Source organism: Paraburkholderia sp. Cy-641, from assembly GCF_011752945.1.
Classification (GTDB): domain Bacteria; phylum Pseudomonadota; class Gammaproteobacteria; order Burkholderiales; family Burkholderiaceae; genus Paraburkholderia.
This window is the reverse complement of sequence record NZ_VWWM01000062.1, coordinates 1-18,075: the sequence shown is the minus strand read 5'-3', so window position 1 is coordinate 18,075 and position 18,075 is coordinate 1. Positions and strand designations below refer to the sequence as shown.

At 60.0% G+C, this 18,075-nt stretch carries 16 protein-coding genes; 6 read left to right on the top strand and 10 right to left on the bottom strand.

Annotated features, from left to right (window positions below):
- Window positions 1–4: 4 nt before the first annotated feature.
- The 4 genes from F3J20_RS26305 to F3J20_RS26290 form a co-directional block, all read right to left on the bottom strand.
- Entirely contained in the window at window positions 5–703 is a 699-nt protein-coding gene (locus F3J20_RS26305; protein WP_167285097.1) for an SDR family oxidoreductase, read from the bottom strand.
- Between the two features lie 73 nt (window positions 704–776).
- Window positions 777–1,931, bottom strand: a complete 1,155-nt coding sequence (locus tag F3J20_RS26300; RefSeq protein ID WP_240159196.1) for a CoA transferase — start codon at window positions 1,929–1,931, stop codon at window positions 777–779.
- Window positions 1,932–1,986: 55 nt separating this feature from the next.
- On the bottom strand, window positions 1,987–2,877 hold the full coding sequence (locus F3J20_RS26295; protein WP_167047157.1) for an enoyl-CoA hydratase/isomerase family protein: 891 nt from the start codon (window positions 2,875–2,877) through the stop codon (window positions 1,987–1,989).
- A gap of 103 nt (window positions 2,878–2,980) precedes the next feature.
- Window positions 2,981–4,483 (bottom strand): aldehyde dehydrogenase family protein, encoded by a 1,503-nt coding sequence (locus tag F3J20_RS26290; RefSeq protein ID WP_167047160.1) that lies wholly within the window; start codon window positions 4,481–4,483, stop codon window positions 2,981–2,983.
- Window positions 4,484–4,816: 333 nt separating this feature from the next.
- On the opposite strand from F3J20_RS26290, the gene F3J20_RS26285 reads away from it, so the two are divergent.
- Complete coding sequence (locus F3J20_RS26285) at window positions 4,817–5,527, top strand: GntR family transcriptional regulator (protein WP_167285096.1); 711 nt, start codon at window positions 4,817–4,819, stop codon at window positions 5,525–5,527.
- Window positions 5,528–5,555: 28 nt separating this feature from the next.
- On the opposite strand, the gene F3J20_RS26280 is transcribed toward F3J20_RS26285, so the two are convergent.
- Together F3J20_RS26280 and F3J20_RS26275 are read right to left on the bottom strand one after the other, a co-directional pair.
- Entirely contained in the window at window positions 5,556–6,803 is a 1,248-nt protein-coding gene (locus F3J20_RS26280; protein ID WP_167285094.1) for an ABC transporter substrate-binding protein, read from the bottom strand.
- Between the two features lie 117 nt (window positions 6,804–6,920).
- Entirely contained in the window at window positions 6,921–8,147 is a 1,227-nt protein-coding gene (locus tag F3J20_RS26275; RefSeq protein ID WP_167047168.1) for an MFS transporter, read from the bottom strand.
- Window positions 8,148–8,612: 465 nt separating this feature from the next.
- On the opposite strand from F3J20_RS26275, the gene F3J20_RS26270 reads away from it, so the two are divergent.
- The 5 genes from F3J20_RS26270 to F3J20_RS26250 all read left to right on the top strand — a co-directional run bounded on the left by F3J20_RS26270 (window position 8,613) and on the right by F3J20_RS26250 (window position 14,664).
- Window positions 8,613–9,854 carry a multidrug effflux MFS transporter gene (locus F3J20_RS26270; protein WP_167047171.1) on the top strand — a complete coding sequence of 414 codons (1,242 nt, stop codon included), beginning with the start codon at window positions 8,613–8,615 and terminating at the stop codon, window positions 9,852–9,854.
- A gap of 234 nt (window positions 9,855–10,088) precedes the next feature.
- Entirely contained in the window at window positions 10,089–11,321 is a 1,233-nt protein-coding gene (locus tag F3J20_RS26265; RefSeq protein ID WP_167047174.1) for a porin, read from the top strand.
- A gap of 321 nt (window positions 11,322–11,642) precedes the next feature.
- Window positions 11,643–12,800 carry a CoA transferase gene (locus F3J20_RS26260; protein WP_167285092.1) on the top strand — a complete coding sequence of 386 codons (1,158 nt, stop codon included), beginning with the start codon at window positions 11,643–11,645 and terminating at the stop codon, window positions 12,798–12,800.
- Window positions 12,801–12,852: 52 nt separating this feature from the next.
- Window positions 12,853–13,740 (top strand): fumarylacetoacetate hydrolase family protein, encoded by an 888-nt coding sequence (locus F3J20_RS26255; RefSeq protein ID WP_167047180.1) that lies wholly within the window; start codon window positions 12,853–12,855, stop codon window positions 13,738–13,740.
- 72 nt (window positions 13,741–13,812) lie between these two features.
- Complete coding sequence (locus F3J20_RS26250) at window positions 13,813–14,664, top strand: alpha/beta hydrolase (RefSeq protein WP_167047183.1); 852 nt, start codon at window positions 13,813–13,815, stop codon at window positions 14,662–14,664.
- A 75-nt stretch (window positions 14,665–14,739) separates the two neighbouring features.
- Here the strand turns inward: F3J20_RS26250 and F3J20_RS32455 are convergent, their stop codons facing one another.
- From F3J20_RS32455 to F3J20_RS26235, 4 genes are all read right to left on the bottom strand, one after another.
- Window positions 14,740–14,868: a hypothetical protein gene (locus tag F3J20_RS32455; protein WP_275691486.1), complete on the bottom strand. Its 129-nt coding sequence runs from the start codon at window positions 14,866–14,868 to the stop codon at window positions 14,740–14,742.
- 85 nt (window positions 14,869–14,953) lie between these two features.
- On the bottom strand, window positions 14,954–16,612 hold the full coding sequence (locus F3J20_RS26245; RefSeq protein ID WP_167047187.1) for an FAD-dependent oxidoreductase: 1,659 nt from the start codon (window positions 16,610–16,612) through the stop codon (window positions 14,954–14,956).
- Between the two features lie 38 nt (window positions 16,613–16,650).
- A complete protein-coding gene (locus F3J20_RS26240) occupies window positions 16,651–17,712 on the bottom strand; it encodes a cupin domain-containing protein (RefSeq protein WP_167047190.1) in 1,062 nt (353 codons plus the stop codon).
- A gap of 52 nt (window positions 17,713–17,764) precedes the next feature.
- Window positions 17,765–18,075: FAD-binding protein (locus F3J20_RS26235; RefSeq protein WP_205193199.1), on the bottom strand; the 311-nt coding region annotated here is incomplete at its 5' end.

Here is an 18,075-nt window from a genome sequence, read left to right as displayed (position 1 = left end):
GCAATTAGTAGAGGCCACCGTTCACGTCGACGATTGCACCGTACATGTAGCTGGCCGCGTCGCTCACCAGAAAGCCCACTACGTTCGCGATTTCTTCGGGTTCCGCGGCACGCTGCGGCGCGGTGCCGGCGATGAACTTCTCGCGCGCGGCTTTCGGCACGGCAGCCCCCATCGCGGTATTGACCGTGCCGGGCGAAACCGCGTTGACACGGATATCGTGCGCGCCCAACGGCTTTGCAAGACCGCGCGTAATAGCCATGACCGCGGCCTTCGATCCGCCGTAATCCGTCACCGCGCTGCCGGTATGTCCCACGATCGAAGCCAGATTCACGATCGCCCCGCCGCCGCCCACCTCGACCAGGCGTCGCGCCACCGCCTGCGAAGCGAAGAACATGCCGCGCACGTTGACATCGAAGGTGAAGGCGTAGTCAGCGGGCGTGATGTCGAAAAACGTCTTGCCGTGCCAGACACCCGCGTTGTTGACCAATACCCGCACGGTGCCGTACTGGTTATCGATCGCGGCAAACGCCGCGCCGATTGCGTCGATGTCGGTCAGATCGCACTGGCGATATGCGCCGCCTCGTGCGCTTTTTTCGGCAATGTCGAGACCTACCGCGGTATATCCCTGCTTCTCCAGCACGGTGCAGATAGCCTGGCCAATCAGACCATTCGCACCGGTAACGACAGCGACTTTTTCTGACATGTTTTCTACTCCACGTGAACTCATAAAGTGGCCGCACCCGGCACATCGCTCAGCCCGCTGTTCAGCACATTATTCAGCGCGCTTCCCAGGCAGCCAATGGATTGGCGAGCACGCTGTCCGTGTGCTCGCCGAGTCGCGGCGGTGGGCGGCGAATCTCGTTCGGCGTCGCGGAAAATTGCAGCGGGTTTTTGAGGACCGAGAGCGGGCCCGCAGACGGATGTTCTATCGAGTGCACGAGATCACCGGCGACGCGCGGATCGTTGAAGACCTCGTCCCACGTGCGTACCGCGCCATAAATCGCGCCCGCTTCACGCAACACCGTTTCCCATTCGGCCAGCGTGCGCTCACGAAATGCCGCCGCGACCCGCTCGTCGAGCAACTGACGGTTCTTCAGACGTGCGGACTTCGTCGCGAACAATGGATCGATCGCCATCTCACCCAACCCCAGAGCGCGCGCGAGGATGACCCAGAATTTGTCGTTGATCGAGATCACCATGATCTCGCGGCCATCGCGTGTCGCGTAGGTATTGTTGGGCACGATGTCCCAATGCTCGTTGCCGGTCCGGGGCGGCGTCTTGCCAGTTGCTGCGTAATAGACGTCACGCGGCGCGATACTGAAGATCGACGCGTCGAGCATCGACAGATCGACTCGCTGGCCGACACCGGTTTCGTAGCGCGCGATAACCGCGTTGAGAATGCCGGCCGTGGCAAGCAGTGCGGTCACGAGATCGGAGAAAGGAAAGCCCGTTTTGAGCGGGCCGCTTTGCGTCGTCCCCGTTATCTGCATCAGGCCGGATTCGGCTTGCACCACCTGGTCGAGCGCCGGACGATCGCGGTCCGGGCCATCGCGACCGAAACCCGTAATCGAGCAGAAGATGAGCCTCGGGTTGAGCACCCTCAACTCGTCATAGCCCAGCCCCAGCTTCTCGGCAAGTCCTGGACGAAAATTCTCGACGAGGACGTCGGCCTGGGCGGCCAAAGCCTTGACCGTTTCGCGTCCCTGCTCGGTTTTCAGATCGAGCACGACGCCGCGCTTGTTGCGATTCATGCTGAGAAAGAACACGCCGTCGCCACCCAGCGTCACTTCACCCGATGCGCGAAACGGATCGCCTTCCGGTGCTTCGATCTTGATGACGTCGGCGCCGAAATCGCCGAGCATCATCGTGGCCATCGGCCCCGTCATCATCTGCGTGAAATCCAGCACGCGCAATTTGTGTAAAGCACCCAACGTCATCTCCTTTCCATGAAACCCGCGTGCATAACAAGGCAGCGTTCGGGCGCGCTTACGAGGGCGTATCCGCGCCGTCCGACGATTTATAGAACGCTTCCCGGCCGTGGCTCGATGCCCGCACGCCGGACTCGCGCTTTGCCTTCATGAAATTGAACTCGTCTTTCTCGTAGCGCACGTTAGTCGCGAGTGCATGCATCACATAGCCGTACGAGAACTGACTCGTGAGCCGCAGCGAGTCATAAGCCAGATGCGCCGCCGCCTTGCCGATCGCCAGGCCGTCACGTGGCAGGCGCACGATACGTTCCGCCCATGCTTCGCCGGCCTCGGTGAGTTCCGCTTGCGGCACGACCCTGTTCACGAGTCCTGCGGCAAGTGCGTCCTGTGCGCTCCACAGTTCGGCAAGCAACAGGAGCTCGCGTGCCTTGCGTGGCCCCATCGCCATGATTTCCCAGGCGCCAAAGTACGACGCCCCGGACAGGCCGAGCTTCTGCTCCGGATGGCCGATCTTCGCGTTGTCCGACGCAATCGACAGGTCGCAACCTTCGGCGATGTACAAGCCCGCCCCGATGCAATAGCCGCTGATCAATGCAAGCGTCGGTTTGGGCGACAGAAAAATACGCTGAAAACGGGCAATGTAGTGCCTGTCGTGATGCAGGCGCGCCCGCTGACTTGGACGACGCGGTTTGCCCGTCGCATCGAGTTGCGGTTCGCCGTATTCGTGGCCGACTTCAGCAAGATCGTGTCCGGTACAGAAGTCTCCACCCGCCCCGCGAAACACGATTACACGTACATCGTCATCGGCCTCGGCGCGATCGAGGTGATCCATCAACATGTCCAGCATCTGTTCAGTAAGCGCGTTCTTCTTCTCGGGGCGGTTGAACGTGATGTACGCGCGACCGTCTCGTGCTTCGTAGGTCACCAGTTGACTTAGGGTTTCATTCACTTCAATTACCTCATCGGTTGAGCCAGTTAAACGGAGTAAGCAGAGTCCAGACAGCGGCAGGATGACTGTCAGGCGCCACGCGCGCCGGTTCTATTCGAGTAGATCAATCGAGATTGATGGCGACGCTTTTCACGTCTGTGTACAGTTCGAGCACCTCGCGACCCCGTTCACGGCCCCAGCCCGATTGCTTGAAACCGCCAAACGGCAATGCCGGATCGGGCACGGAATGCGCGTTCACGCCGACCGAGCCGGCCTTGATGCGCCGCGCGAGTTTGTGTGCGACGCCAAGGTTGCGAGTCCAGATGCTGGCTGCAAGCCCGTAGCTCGTATCGTTCGCGAGCTCTGCAAGCTGCTCGATTTCGTCGTCGCGAAAGCTCATTGCGCACAGCACGGGGCCGAAGATTTCTTCGCGCACCACTGACATCGTCGGCCGGGTATTCTTGAGGACGGCCGGCGTCACGAAATAGCCTTGTTCCGCCTCGCTCGGTGCACCGCCCAGAACCGTCGCTCCATCCTTGCGCGCGGCTTCGAGATAGCCGGTGACGCGGGCGTGCTGCGCAGCTGAAATCAGCGGTCCCATCTTCGTGTCCGCGTCGAGCCCGTAACCGATTTGCCAGCCGGACACCTCGGCGTACACCTGATCGACCAGTTCGTCATAGATGTGCTCGTGTACATAGAGCCGCGTTCCCGCGGAGCACACCTGGCCGGTATTGAAGAAAGCTGCGCGTGCCAGTGCCGGCGCTGCTTTCTGGATATCGGCATCGGGAAAAACGATGACGGGCGATTTACCACCTAGTTCGAGCGACACGCGCTTCATGTTGCCGAGCGCCGCTTTGACGACGAGCTTGCCGACTTCCGTCGACCCGGTGAAGGCGATCTTGTCCACCTGGTGATGCGCCGCCAACGCGTACCCCGCGGTTTCACCGTAACCCGTAACGACATTGACGACACCGGGCGGGAAGCCGGCTTCGAGAATCAGTTCGCCGAGACGCAAGGCGGTCAACGATGTTTGCTCCGCCGGCTTGAGAACGATCGTGCAGCCTACCGCGAGTGCCGGCGCGATTTTCCATATCGCCATGCCGAGCGGATAATTCCACGGCACGATCTGCCCCACCACGCCAATCGGGTCGCGCGTCGAATAGGCATGCCATTCGCCGGGAACGGAGACATCGATCGTTTCGCCGCCGAACTTCGTCGCCCAGCCGGCGTAGTAGCGAACCATATCGATGGAGCCGAGGACATCCACTGCCCGCGCGAACACCACCGGTTTGCCGTTGTCGAGCGATTCGAGCTGAGCCAGTTCGTCAGCATGATCGTTCATCAGATCGGCAAGCTTCCACAGCAGCCTGCCGCGCTCCGCGGGCTTGACGCGGCGCCATGGGCCGCTGTCGAACGCCACGCGGGCGGCACGTACGGCACGGTCCACGTCGGCAGCTTCACCGGCTGCGACTTGCGTCAACAACTCGCCTGTGCCGGGATCCTCGACATCGAGTGTCTTGCCAGACAGTGCCTCGCTCCACTTACCGTCGATCAGCAATCCATGCTGTCGCTGAACGAACTGGCGCACGGCCTGACTGAGTGACGGATGGGCTAGTCCACGTTGCATCGATCGTCTCCAGATGAGTAGCTACCGCGCGAAGGGTCGGCAACTCAGATGTCAATATTTATATAGATTAAATGGTTCAACCTTTCAAGTAAACTATTTCGAGCAGAAAAATGCGTCGACGCATCATCGATAAAAAAGACACGTCTTCATGTACACCAATGCATCGTCCGCGGGGTACCATCGGCACTCAATCCCACTTAGGCTCGACTCATGGATACTGCACAACGAACGAGACAAGCACGGGCAACACCATCTCACGAGAGTCCTGATGCGCCAGCCTCATCCGTGTCGCACACACCCGTTCAGGCTCGTCGCGCATTCGAGGAAGTGGCGTTGCAAATCCGCGCGCAACTCGGCAGCGGCGAATTGCGTCCAGGCGACCGGCTTCCCGCTGAGCGCGATCTGGCCGAGCAATTCGGCTTGAGTCGCAACACCGTGCGCGAAGCACTGAGAACCCTGGAGATATCCGGAGTCCTTGAATTTCGCAAAGGGACCACCGGTGGGGCTTTCGTGCGCGAAGGCCAGGGCGACGGCGTGGTCACCGGCATCGCCGACCTGTTCCGGCTCGGCACCCTCGGCCACGAACACCTGACCGAGGCACGCATGGTCGTTGCGTTAGCGACCACGCGCGCCACCTGCGAACGCGGGTCCGAAGCGGATCTCGACGCGCTGGTCAACAATGTGCGTGCCGCCGAAACAGCGGTGAAGGCAGGTAATATCAGCGAACGCGTATCGATCAATCTCGAGTTCTTCCGCATTCTCGCGAATGCGTCGCGCAACCCGCTGCTCATCATCCTCACCGACGCGCTAATCGAGATTCAGGTCCTGCTGCTCGAAGTCCTGACACCCGCGCCGAGCAGCACGGTGATGGCGTCGCGTCGCCGGTTATTGAAGCAACTGCTCGCAAGGGACACCGAGAACGCAGTTGGAGAAATGGAAGTTCATCTGAAGGCGCTTGAGCGCCACTATCTGCCACAGCGTGAAGACGCGACATCGCACTCGCCAAACACCGGAGCGTGGCAGAAAATCAGGCGGCGAACCTGACGCGCATCACGCCGCCCTTACCCGACTCTCAGGGTTTCGGCCGGAACGTGTCGAGATTCGCGGCCACGAAACGGGTGCCATTCTCAGCCACCTCGATGAACGTGAACCAGTGCTCGTCGGGCGGCCCCTGGTGCCGCGTCGCGCTGAACTGATAGTGCGTGCCCGTTGCTCCCTCGATGCCGTCGAACGAACCGATCTTTTCGACGGCATCGCGCAATGCCGCTCGCGCCTGTTCCACATTGCCACTATCGACGGCCTTGATGACATCGGGTTGGGCCAATGCGCGGAACGCGGCCTGGGCCGCGTCGTAGGCCACGGCCGGATACAAGTTCGGCAGATGCGGACCAAAGCGCGTATTGAATGCGGCGAAGAACGCTTTTACGTCGGCACGATTCGGGTCGACCGTGTTCGGCACAAGTACGCCGTCGGCACTCGAACTAGCCAACTTGAGCAAAGCCTGCTGCAAGGCGCTGCGCACCACGACGGTAGGCACCTTCAGATTCAGTTGCTGCGCCGTTCTCAGCACGCGCGCACCGTCCGCTGGATAGGGAAAGATCACCATCGCATCGGGCTTCGCATCGCGAATACTCAGCAGTTGCGGCGTCAGATCGGCTGCCCCGGTATCGTAGGTTTGCTGCACCACCACGGAAATGTGACGAGCCGCCAACGCGGCAAGTATCGCGCGCTGACCATCAATACCGAATGGTGCCGAGCAGTTGATGATCGCAATGCGCCGAAAGCCCTGCTTCGCGAGCAGATCAGCCACGGCCCCGGCATCCTGCCGGTTCGCCGGACCGAAACGAAACAGGTAAGGCGCGGGCGGGTCGGTAAGTTTGTCGACCGTTGCGCCCATTACGAAAAACGGAATCCTGTCCTCGTTCGCAGCAGCGGCAATACCCGTCGCCACCGCGGCCGGATTTGCGCCGATAATCAGCAGCGCATGATCATCTTCTGCGCAACGTGCCGCAAACGAAGCCGACAGTTGCGGATCAGTCTTGCCGTCATAGCCGATCAGTTCCACCTGATGGCCGGCGACGCCACCGGCAGCGTTGATCTGATCGACCGCAAGACGAACGGCCTGATATCCCTGCGTGCCGGTATCAGCGGCCGCGCCACTGCGATCGTCGATATGACAGATTTTCAGCACAGGCGCCGCGGCCAATGCGGTATGCGCCCACGCGCTCGCGAGCAACGCGAGTACCACAGCCCGCAACAGCCAGCGCCCTCGCCGTGCAGCGTTGAGCAAACCAGATATCCCGCCGGAACGTCGCCGCATGATGTCTCCTGATCGATAAGTTTATTTTAAAACCATTGAATGGCCCAACCATTTGAAAATATGTCATCGAGCGTGACGATGTCAAGGAGAGCGATACCAGGGGAAACGACGTAAGTGTCAGGACTCGGCAACCGCGCGCTTGCGCACGAAGCACAGCAGAATCACGCCGAGCAATGGGCCGATGGCAATGACACCCAGCGTATTCGTCAGCGAGCGTCCATGCTGGAACACATAGCCTGCAACGATAGGCGAGATAAAGCTGCCTACCGACCAGACGGTATTGACAAAGCCAGCCGCTGCGCCAGCCAGTTGCGGTCCTGATGCCTGGGTGAACAGGCCGATCAGAAGCGGCGTATAGCCGTAAGCGGCCGCGCCGAGAAACGGTGCAATTGCATAATACGAGGAAATCGACGAGCAATTTCCGAACACAATTAGCAGCACGATAAAGATTACGAGGTTGAGAATCGTGACGATCTTTGCGTAATTGACCAACCGATCGTACAGCCAACCGAACAGCGGCTTCGACACGAACGCACCGACACCAAACCACACCAGTACGGAACCCGCCACTACCGGCGATATACCGTGTGCAATGGTCATCAGCGCGTTCGCCCACGCGACGAAACCGAGCGTACCGTACAACGCCCCGGCACCGCCGAGGGCAAGCAGCAACAGGTTGCGATTCTTCAGCAACGAAGCGATCTGCTTCCGCGTGATATGCGGCACCGATTGTCCGTCGGGCGTGTTGCGAATCACGCAGAAACAGATAAGAGAAAAGACCAATGTCGCGATGCCGAGGATCTGATACGCCGCCTGCCAGCCGTAAGCCGCGGCGATACGTGGCACGGTTGCATTCGCCACCACGACCGAGATCGACGTACCGGTCGCCCAGATGCCGAACGCCCTGCCCTTGTCCTTGCCGAACCACATCGTCAGGATCTTGATGGTCGGGCCATATTCCGCGCCCGCGGCAAAACCCATCAACAAATGTAGCGCGACTGCCATTCCGAACGTCTGTACGAACCCGAAACAGAATGTCAGCACGCCAAGTGGAAACATTGAGATCGCCAATGTTGCGCGGCTGCCAAACCTGTCGGCAAGAATCCCACCGATTGGACACGATACCGTATAGCCCACATAAAACGCAGTAGTCAGCGAGCCCAGCAACGCGAGCTTGAACCCCAGCGCGTGCCCCACTGGGGCGGCAATGCTGGCCCATGCAAAACGGTCTACGCAACTCACCATGAACGCGGCCCAGATCACGAGTAGGATCACCCATCGAAAGCTTCTGATAGTGGCATCGTTCAGGGTTGTCGCCGATACGTCGCCTACCATCAGTTGCATGCGAGATTTCATCACGTCGTCCTCAGATTTTTTCACCGGCAGGTATCACATCCATCGCAAAACATAATGGTTCATCCATTGTAAAAACAAAACGATTGCTGTATACCCTACCGCCGGAAATGCAGCAGCGTGCCGTTTCCTCGACGAATCCGCATTGACATTCATACTGACGCAGCCATATATTAATGGTTCATCCAATGACATAACGGTGACTTTACTAGCTGTGTACTTCCATGTAGAGCCACGACGGCTTGACTGCAGCGGCACAGAACATAGTGGACGTCGCGATCATCGGCGACAGGCTGGCCGGCTTATCCTGCACGGTTCGTGCAATGGAATCCGGCGTGCTGGAGCGCCCCGAACTGGTGGTCGAGCTTCTCGTGCCTCGCTAGCCATCCACTCGCCCATACGGCCAACATCCAGTCCTGAGGACTGCTTCCGTCACCGTCTTTGAGCCGCGCCACCATGAATACATCCTGTGCTTCCACTCAAACCCTCGTGCGTGCGCCATCGCTGTTCATCCTTGTTTGCATCACACTGTCCGGTACGTTTCCGCTTCATGTATTCGTGCCCGCTCTGCCGTCGGCGGCTCGCGATCTGCATGCATCGACGGCAGGAATCGGTTTGACGATCACGCTATACATCATTGGGCTTTCAATCGGCCAGCTCATCTACGGACCACTCTCGGATCGCTACGGGCGGCGTCCAGTGCTATTGGCAGGACTGACGTTGTTTGCGATAGCCAGCGTCGCGGCCGCTTGCGCCCCGTCGTTGAAGTGGCTCGAACTCGCCCGAGTCTTGCAGGCGCTGGGTGGCTGTTCCGGGCTAGTACTCGGACGCGCGATTGCCAGAGACAGTTCGGGCTCGACGACGTTGATCCGGCGCCTTGCCACACTCAGCATTGCGATGGCGGTTGCAACAGCGGTCGCGCCCGTGATCGGCGCGCAATTCGTTGCCCATCTCGGCTGGCGCTGGATCTTCATCACGATGAGCGCGACGAATGTGCTCGTGCTTGTCTCCGTGTGGCTCGTAGTACCGGAAACGCACGTCCCGTCGCGCAATTTCCGGATCGGTCGCTACCTGATCAGCTATACCCACCTGCTGCGCTCGCCGTCGTTTCTCGCATATAGCATCGGCGGCGCCAGTGCGACCACCGGCATCTACGCTTTCCTGTCCGCTTCGCCATTCATTCTCGAGTCGCGTCTCGGACTGTCGCCGCAAGCGTTCGGTTTCGCGTACTTCTCGCTAGTGGTCGGACTGGCAAGCGGCCAAAGCGCAGCCAAACACATGGCAGGAAGTTTTCCCGCGCGATCGGCACTGCTGATAGCGGCCGCCATCATGGCGGGCGCGTCGCTGAGCCTCATCGTGTCGTATGCCGCCAATTCGATCACACTCGTCTCGGTGATGGTACCGATGATCGTCATGTTCTTTGCAACCGGACTGTCGAGCCCTTATGCGATCAGCAGCGCGCTCGATGTCGATGCCTCCGTGGTCGGCGCGGCGGCCGGTCTCTATGGCTGCCTGCAGATGGCATATGGGTCACTCTGCACTGCCGCGATCGGCCTCTCGCCAAGCGATCCAACCATTTCAATGATCGTCGCGCTGATTGTCTCGAGCGCAATCGCATGGTTTTCGTTCAAGGCCGCGCCGCGACCGGTCGCGCTGGCCGATGCCGAGGAAGTCGTGGATCAGAGTTCGATCGCGTGACTGTTTCCTGGAATACAACCGACAAATACCCGGATGAATACCCGGCGAAAGCGCGCCGGCATGTTCGCGATGCATGACGGTATGCATTAGGGTTTGCTCGGTTTGACAGCAAAATTGGATACTTTATATTTTCGATCAATGGTTCATCCAATAACAATACAAAGAGCCAGAAAACATTCAATAAAACCCGGTTCATGAAGCGCCGATCCGGTGCAATAAGAAACCCAGGAGACAATGTTGAAGCTCACAAAAACCTTGATAGGTGCGCTAACTCTCGCGGTATGGGCACCCGCTTTCGCAGAGAGCAGCGTCACGCTATATGGTCTGTTGGATGAGGGTATTAACTACGTCAACAACGCACAGACTGCCAAAGCCGGTGCGCCGAACGGTAGAACCGGCGGCAGCGTCATCTCCATGACAACGGGTCTGGTGCAGGCTTCACGTTGGGGCCTCAAAGGTGTCGAAGATCTGGGTGACGGCTACAAGGCAGTCTTCACGCTTGAGGACGGCTTCGACGTCGGCACCGGTAAATTCCAGCAGGGCGGTACCTTTTTCGGCCGCCAGGCGTTCGTCGGAGTGACGGCGCCGTGGGGCTCACTGACCGCCGGCCGACAATACGACTCGATCGTCGACGTGATCGGCGTGATGCAGGCAGGCACGTACGCGGGCGGCGCATTCGCCGACCACCCTGGCGACATCGATAACGTAGCGGATTCCCAGCGCATCAATAACTCGATCAAATATACGAGCCCGACCTATCACGGGCTTCTTGTAACCGGCGTGTATAGCTTCGGCGGTGCGCCGGGAGAGTTCGGCAAGAACAGTATCTGGTCGGTCGGCGCGCGTTACACCACCGGGCCTGTTATTGCCGCAGCCGGATACATGCATATCGACAACCCAAACCAGTCGTTCTGGGGCAATGGTTCGACAGGTTCACCCACGGGCAATAACCTCGGCTCCGTGACCGGTGTCCAGGTCAATCCGATTTACGGCGGGTTTGCATCGGCTGGGAAGCTGCTAATCTTCGCGTCGGCGCTGCAATACACGACAGGCGGCCTGACGATCGGCGGTGGCTATACGAATACCCGCTTCCAGAATCTGAACAGTCCGAACTCGGGTACGCTGAGCCAAACCAATCCATTTGGGTACACCGGCAACGCGGCATTCAACAACTACTCGATCTTTGCGGGCTATTACGTCACACCGACGCTCGAAATCGGTGCGGCGTACAACTATCTCACTGGCGGCGCCGTTGACGGGAAGAAGCCCGCCAAATACCAGACTGTCAATGCAATCGCCGATTACTTCCTGTCGAAGCGAACCGACCTCTATCTGACGGGAGCATTCATGAAAGCCTCCGGTGTCGATTCGACCAATCAGGCTGCTGTGCCTTACCTGGTCACACTCACACCGAGCGACACATCGAACCAGGTGGTGGTTCGGGTCGGTATCCGGCACAAGTTTTAAGGCGCGGTCACGTACGGCGACTCGACCATCGGCACCATTGCTCGCCGTATCCCAATCTTTCGGCATTCATCTGGCCGCGTACTGCCCCGTATATCGGGCAATACGCGGCCACTTCGTTTTTGAGCACAGCGCTTCGACTGTCTGCCTTACCCGTTGCGAGCTTCTCCCGGCGCCGCACTCCCGCGTGCCTCAGCATCACTACCGCTTGACATCGTCAAAGCGATCCATCATGATAATTTCAAAGGTTGATCCAATGATATTAATTACTATCACGAGATACGAATATTCACACGGCAGCAAATCCAGCCAGAGAGACGCCCGATGTCAGACCCCAACACCCTCGACCACACCACATCCTCCGCTCAAGCTACAGTACCGAAGCGGCCGCTCGACGGTATCGTCGTCGTGGAAACCTCAAGTTTTCTCACAGGACCGTTTGCCTCGATGATGCTCGCCGATCTCGGCGCCGACGTCATCAAGGTCGAGCCGCCTGGCGGCGACGGATTCCGCAAATTCGGCCACAACCGTGAAGGCTACGGCGCGTCGTGGACCAACGCGAATCGCGGCAAACGCAGCGTCGTGATCGATCTGAAAACGGCAGAAGGCACGCACCGCCTGCATAACCTGCTAGAACGCGCGGACATCCTCATCGAGAACTGGCGGCCTCGCGTCGCCGCGTCGCTCGGGCTCGGCCGCGATGTACTGGAAACGCGCTATCCGCGTCTGATCCGGTTGTCGATCAACGGCTTCGGCGACACTGGCGCGCTTGCCAATGCCCCTGCTTTCGACTCGCTGATCCAGGGCCGCACCGGCATCGTCGCGTCAGAGGGACGCAACGGCAAGCCCGCGGTAACGCCGTTCAATATGGTCGACAAGGTCACCGGTGCATTCGGCGCGCAGGCTGTGCTGGCCGCTCTGTACGAGCGCGAGAAAACCGGCAAAGGCGGCTATGTTCAGTTGCCGATGCTCGACGTGATGGGCTATTTCAACTTCCCCGACATGTTCCAGCACCGCACCTTCGAGGGCGACACGTCCGCGTGGAAACCACCCGCATCGCAAGTGCTGGAGACAGCCGATGGTTTCGTCGTGATCTCACCTGCCAACGGCGCGCAAATGTCGAAGACGCTCAACGCGATCGAACGCCCGGAATGGAAGGACGAATTCAAGCAGATGCGTGACCCGGTCGCCATGGCTGAAGAGTTTTTTCGCCGCGTCGGCGCGGTTGTCAAGGAAAACAACACGGCATTCTGGCTGCAACGCTTCAGCGAGATGGACGTGCCTGCCGCGCCGGTGTTCTCACTCGACGAGTTCCTGCATGACCCGCAGGTAGAAAACAATCAGGTGTACAGCTTCGTGGATTCGCCGGTCGGCCCGATTCGCACGGCGCGTTACCCGGCCAGTTTCGACGACCGCAGGCTGACTGCGCGTTCGGGGCCGCCCGCTATCGGCGAACACAATGAGGCAATCGGCGGACACTGAGACGGCGCACGCAATAGCCAGAAACACGGAACAACTCAACCAGGAAATTGACATGAAACTTGCAAGTTTCGATGGCGGACGAATCGGCGTCGTGGTCGGTGACGATATCGTCGACGTATCCGATCTCGTGAACGCCACGCCGGACACGTGGCCGCCGGTTGGCATGCTGCACGTGATCGACCGCTTTGCCGCGTTGCGCGACAAACTCGAGGACCATGCGCAAAGCGGCAATCGCGTGCCGCTTTCGAGCGTGAAGCTGGAAACGCCGGTCGCGTGGCCTAACAAGGTGATCGCATTCCCGGCGAACTACCACGCGCACGTGGAAGAAATGAAGCGCGGCACCGGGCTCATTTCGCCATTCAAGGCGGACGGCCAAGGCTTTTTCCTGAAGGCGAACTCGAGCCTGAGCGGGCCGTCCGAGCCGATCGTGCTACCCGCGATTGCGAATCGTCAGATTCATCACGAATGCGAGCTCGCGATCATTCTCGGTAAAGGCGGCCGTGAAATCAGCCGCGCCGCTGCGCTCGAACACGTGTTCGGCTACGCGTGCCTGATTGACGTAGTGGTGCGTGGCAAGGAAGAGCGCGTGATGCGCAAATCCTATGACACGTTCTGCCCGGTCGGCCCCTACCTCGTGACCGCCGACGAAGTGCCTGACTACGACGCGATCGATCTGCAACTCTCGGTGAACGGCGAGATTAGACAGAAAGCCAGTACGCGGGATCTGATCGTCGATATTCCGGAGATGATTCGCATGGCCTCCGCCGTCATGACGCTCTACCCCGGTGACATCATCGCAACCGGTACGCCTGCCGGCGTCGGCCCGCTTCATGGCGGCGACAAGGTCACGATCGAAATAGCCGGAGTCGGCGCGATGACGCTCGACGTCGTGCAGAGCCAAGGGGGCAATCACCCTGTGTGGGACAAACCGGTCAACTGAACGGAAGCAGGCGAACGCATGGATACTGCCCGAACGAAACCGCCCGTGCACCACAGTCTGCATACGCGCCGTATGAAGATGGAAGACGGCGTCACCTTGAGCGCGACGGAAAGCGGTGAACCCGGTCGGCCCGCCGTGATCCTGCTGCACGGCGGTGGCCAGACACGTCATTCCTGGCGCGGCACGGTCAAAACACTCGGTGAGCTCGGCTACCATGCACTCGCATTCGACGCACGCGGTCACGGCGAAAGCGACTGGTCGGCTGAACTGAACTACTCCTATAACCACCTTGCCGACGACCTCGAAGCCGTGATCGGCATGGTGGCTGCCGAACCGGTGCTCATCGGCGCGTCGATGGGGGGAATGACGGCAATGCATACCGTCGGTCGCAGCAAGGGCAAGCTGGCCCGTGCGCTGGTGCTGGTGGACATCGCGCCGCGCGTCGACCCGAGGGGCCTACGTCGTGTCCACGACTTCCTCAACGGCTATCCGGACGGTTTCGCCAATATCGAAGAGGCTTCTGATGCGGTCGCGGCTTACAACCCGCATCGTCCGCGCCCTCGTGATCCGCGCGGGTTGATGAAGAATCTTCGCCTGCGCGAAGACGGACGTCTCTATTGGCATTGGGACCCGCGTTTCTTCGCCAGTCGCAACGACGAGCAGCGCGAGAAAAGCACCAACCGTCTGCTCGACATGTGCCCAAACATCAAGATCCCCACTTTGCTCGTGCATGGTGCGCAGAGCGATGTCGTCTCAAGCAGCGGGATCGATGAATTGCGCGCACGTTTGCCGCAACTGGAAACGGCGTTGATGCCGGGCGCCGGGCATATGATCGCGGGCGATCGCAACGATGCGTTCAACTCGGCCATCCTGGAGTTTCTGGACCGTCTTGTGCCGACAGGCACAAGCGCCACACGCGACTGAACTGCACTAAAAGCAGACTGCCTGATCTCTCCAGGATCGAATATCGTTCTTCCGCAGTAAGGGAGAACGATTTTTTTATTCCACCACCGGCACGCTGCCCGTATATGCCAGCGCGCACAGCATCATCGCGCACACCAGTCGGTCTTTCGTCGTGACCGCATGGTTTTGCAAATCAAGCCACCACGCTCTGCTGTACGTTTTCATGAAGGGCTCCTCAGTTATGTCGGTGCTGCATATCTTGCGTCGCCGGCCAGGACATACGCGGCCTTTTCAGCCGCGTGTCCTTTTCTTAAGCCTCGTTCTGCTGTGCCAATGACATCGTGTTCGTCTTCGTATTAGCCGAACCGCGCACCGTATCGATCAGCGCGAGCGGATCGTCCGGCAGTTCATCGCCACGCCAGGCCACCTGTCCGTCTGGACGCACCAGCACGAGTCGCCGTTCATACAGGCGGCGCGCTTCCTCGTTATCGATATCGACCGACCTGAACGGCACATGACGCCGGGCCGCAGCGTCGCGCAATGCCTCGCTCTCCGTGACCGCCGGCGAGAAGCACATCAGCACGAACTCCTTACCGAACAGGTCGAGCGTCGATTCGTCCTGCGCAAGCCACACGTGCGGCGCACGTGAGCCCGGACGCGCTGTCTGCACGTAGGACGACACCTCATCGGGCGGTTGCGGCGTGCCATCGGGAACGATGATCGGCGAACCCTCGTACATATACCCAAGGTGAATGCCGATCGAGAACCACTCGCGCTTCATCAGTTCTGTGTATTGAATGCCGAACTCGATACGCGCCGCTTCGGAACCGGGACCATCTTCGAAGATTTCCCTGGACGGCGACAACACCCTCGGCGAGAGCATCCGTTTGAGATTGCCGGTCGCCTCCGCGACGTTGCGGATCGCCACCGGGCGCTGTTCCGTTTCATAAGTCGCAAGCAGGTGCTCGCCACCCCAGCCGTGCAACGTGGCGGCAAGTTTCCACGACAGATTGACCGCGTCCTGAATACCGGTGTTCATGCCGAAGCCTCCGGTGGGGGACGTCAGATGCGCTGCATCACCGGCGATGAACACGCGCTTCGTGCCATAGCTGTCCGCCACCAACTGGCGGCGAACCCACGGCAGCATCGACAGAATCTCGAAGTCGAACTCGCGGCCGACCGCGCGAACGATCGCGGCACTCATCTGCTCCTCTGTGAGCGTGAGCCGTGTTTCGTCGCCAACGAGCGAGAAGCGCCACTGATCGCGTCCGTTGATGGCGACAAGCGTGGCCCACGTTCCCTCGGGGCCGATGAAGATATAGCGGTACGCCGGCTTCTTGTCATGCAACGCTTCGAGATTGTCGCTACGGAACACCACGTTGGTGGTATATGTCAGCGTCGGCTCGCCGGTCATGCCGATACCCAGCGCTTGACGCACAACGCTCGCGCCGCCGTCCGAGCCAACCAGATAGCTCGCCTCGATTACCGACTCTTCGCCGGTTTTCACGTCGCGCACCTTGGCGACCACACCGTCCGAGGTCTCGCTGAATTCGACCAGCTCCGTGTTGTATCGAATCTCGACGCCTTTCTGTTGTTGCGCGAAGCGACGCAGCACCGGATCGAAGAAATTTTGCGGACAGCGTTCGCGCTTTTGCGGACTCTGCGGCGGACACTTTTCGTCCTGTGGGCTGGGAAATACTTCCCGACCGAATTCGTAGCCCTTCAGTCCTGTCACCCAGGCGCAGTCTTGCGGATAGGCGCGGTTATAGCCAGCATCATGTACCCACGGCACGATACCCCAGCGCCGACAATATTCCATGGTACGCACGCCGACCATGTCCATCTTCGGCTGGGTTACCTGGCCATCGCTTCGTTCGATCAGCGTGCACGGCACGCCGCGAAAACCGAGGTCGCCGGCGAGTGCCAGTCCGATTGGGCCAGCGCCCACAATCAATACGGGTGTTTGCATCTACAGTCTCCCAGTGTTTATCGACTTTCCCAGTTCCGTCATGCCGGTGCGACCTCGACGGCCTCTTCGCGATACAGGCCGAGCTTGCGCAGTGCCGGAATGTCGTTGACCTGAAACAGCATCGTGGACGTCTCGTGAGAGCGATTGATATGCTCATGCACAGCCCAGGGCGGAATCGCCATGAAGTCGCCCGCGCCCCATTCGAACGTCGTGCCGTTGACGATCGTCGCGCCCTCTCCACGCATCACGTAATAGACGACGCTGCCCGTGTGGCGATGTGCTTTCGTATGCATGCCTGGTCGCAACGATTGCAACACCGTGCCGATCGTCGGCAACGCCGGGCCACCTGTCACCGGATTGACGTATTCGAGTGCGGTGTCGTCGAATGGATCGGGGGGCAACCCAGCTGCAAGACGCAGCGCCTCCTGTGCGCGTTCCGCCGAGTAAACCAGCAGCGGATTGAGTTCGGGTACGGCGGTATCGTTGAGTGGACGCATGAGACCACTGCCGTAGCGGCGATACGAGTGATCCGGAATCGCCAGTACCGGCTGGCGTGGTGTAGCGGAGCCCTCGAAGAAAGTCGCGTGCATCGAGCGCACCAGCGAGATGTCGAGCACGTCCAGCCAGATCATCGGCTCATCGCCTTTGTGTTCGTGATCGTGCCAGGCCCAAGCCGGCGTGAGCACGAGATCGCCCTCATTCATCTCATAGCGTTCGCCGTCGACGATCGTGTCTGCCCCACGGCCCTGCATGATGAAACGCAGCGCGCTGGCTGTATGGCGATGGGCGGTGGCGATCTCGCCAGGCAGGATGTACTGGATCGAGGCCCAGATCGTCGGCGTGGTGCCAAACGGCAACCCGCGGTTGGCGAGACGCAAGGTCCTACGCTGACCGCCCGCTTCAAGCTTGATATTCGCCCCGATTTTCTCCAGCAGACGCGCGAGATCGGCGGCTTTCCAGTGCGCCGCCTGCATCGTCGATTGTGGCTCGCGCGTGAAAAGCGGGCCATCGGTGGGTTGGGCGATACGGCAGTTATAGCTGTCCAGCTCGTCTGCCAGTGCCTTGCGTTGCGCGGTGTCCGACATGACTGTTTCGTTCATGGCAACTCCGGTTGATTTTGTCCGTCGGGATGCGGCGATTGTTGGCTTGTCGTTATCGAAGTGCTTCTACCAGCTCAGGTACGGCGGTAAACAGGTCATTCACGAGACCATAATCGGCGACGCTGAAAATCGGCGCTTCCTCGTCCTTGTTGATCGCGACGATCACCTTCGAGTCCTTCATGCCCGCCAGATGCTGGATCGCCCCCGAGATGCCGACCGCGACGTACAGTTGCGGTGCGACGATCTTGCCGGTCTGACCCACCTGATAGTCGTTCGGCACGTAGCCCGCGTCGACCGCCGCGCGCGAGGCGCCCAGCGCCGCGCCGAGCTTGTCGGCCAGCGGCTCCAGAACCTTCGTGTAGT

Excerpts from the sequence above, each read along its gene's own strand:
- F3J20_RS26270 (WP_167047171.1), top strand. The coding sequence starts at position 8,613 with ATGAATACATCCTGTGCTTCCACTCAAACCCTCGTGCGTGCGCCATCG.
- F3J20_RS26275 (WP_167047168.1), bottom strand. The coding sequence starts at position 8,147 with ATGCAACTGATGGTAGGCGACGTATCGGCGACAACCCTGAACGATGCC.
- F3J20_RS26260 (WP_167285092.1), top strand. The coding sequence starts at position 11,643 with ATGTCAGACCCCAACACCCTCGACCACACCACATCCTCCGCTCAAGCT.
- F3J20_RS26240 (WP_167047190.1), bottom strand. The coding sequence starts at position 17,712 with ATGAACGAAACAGTCATGTCGGACACCGCGCAACGCAAGGCACTGGCA.
- F3J20_RS32455 (WP_275691486.1), bottom strand. The coding sequence starts at position 14,868 with ATGAAAACGTACAGCAGAGCGTGGTGGCTTGATTTGCAAAACCATGCG.
- F3J20_RS26280 (WP_167285094.1), bottom strand. The coding sequence starts at position 6,803 with ATGCGGCGACGTTCCGGCGGGATATCTGGTTTGCTCAACGCTGCACGG.
- F3J20_RS26245 (WP_167047187.1), bottom strand. The coding sequence starts at position 16,612 with ATGCAAACACCCGTATTGATTGTGGGCGCTGGCCCAATCGGACTGGCA.
- F3J20_RS26305 (WP_167285097.1), bottom strand. The coding sequence starts at position 703 with ATGTCAGAAAAAGTCGCTGTCGTTACCGGTGCGAATGGTCTGATTGGC.
- F3J20_RS26290 (WP_167047160.1), bottom strand. The coding sequence starts at position 4,483 with ATGCAACGTGGACTAGCCCATCCGTCACTCAGTCAGGCCGTGCGCCAG.
- F3J20_RS26265 (WP_167047174.1), top strand. The coding sequence starts at position 10,089 with ATGTTGAAGCTCACAAAAACCTTGATAGGTGCGCTAACTCTCGCGGTA.
- F3J20_RS26250 (WP_167047183.1), top strand. The coding sequence starts at position 13,813 with ATGAAGATGGAAGACGGCGTCACCTTGAGCGCGACGGAAAGCGGTGAA.
- F3J20_RS26255 (WP_167047180.1), top strand. The coding sequence starts at position 12,853 with ATGAAACTTGCAAGTTTCGATGGCGGACGAATCGGCGTCGTGGTCGGT.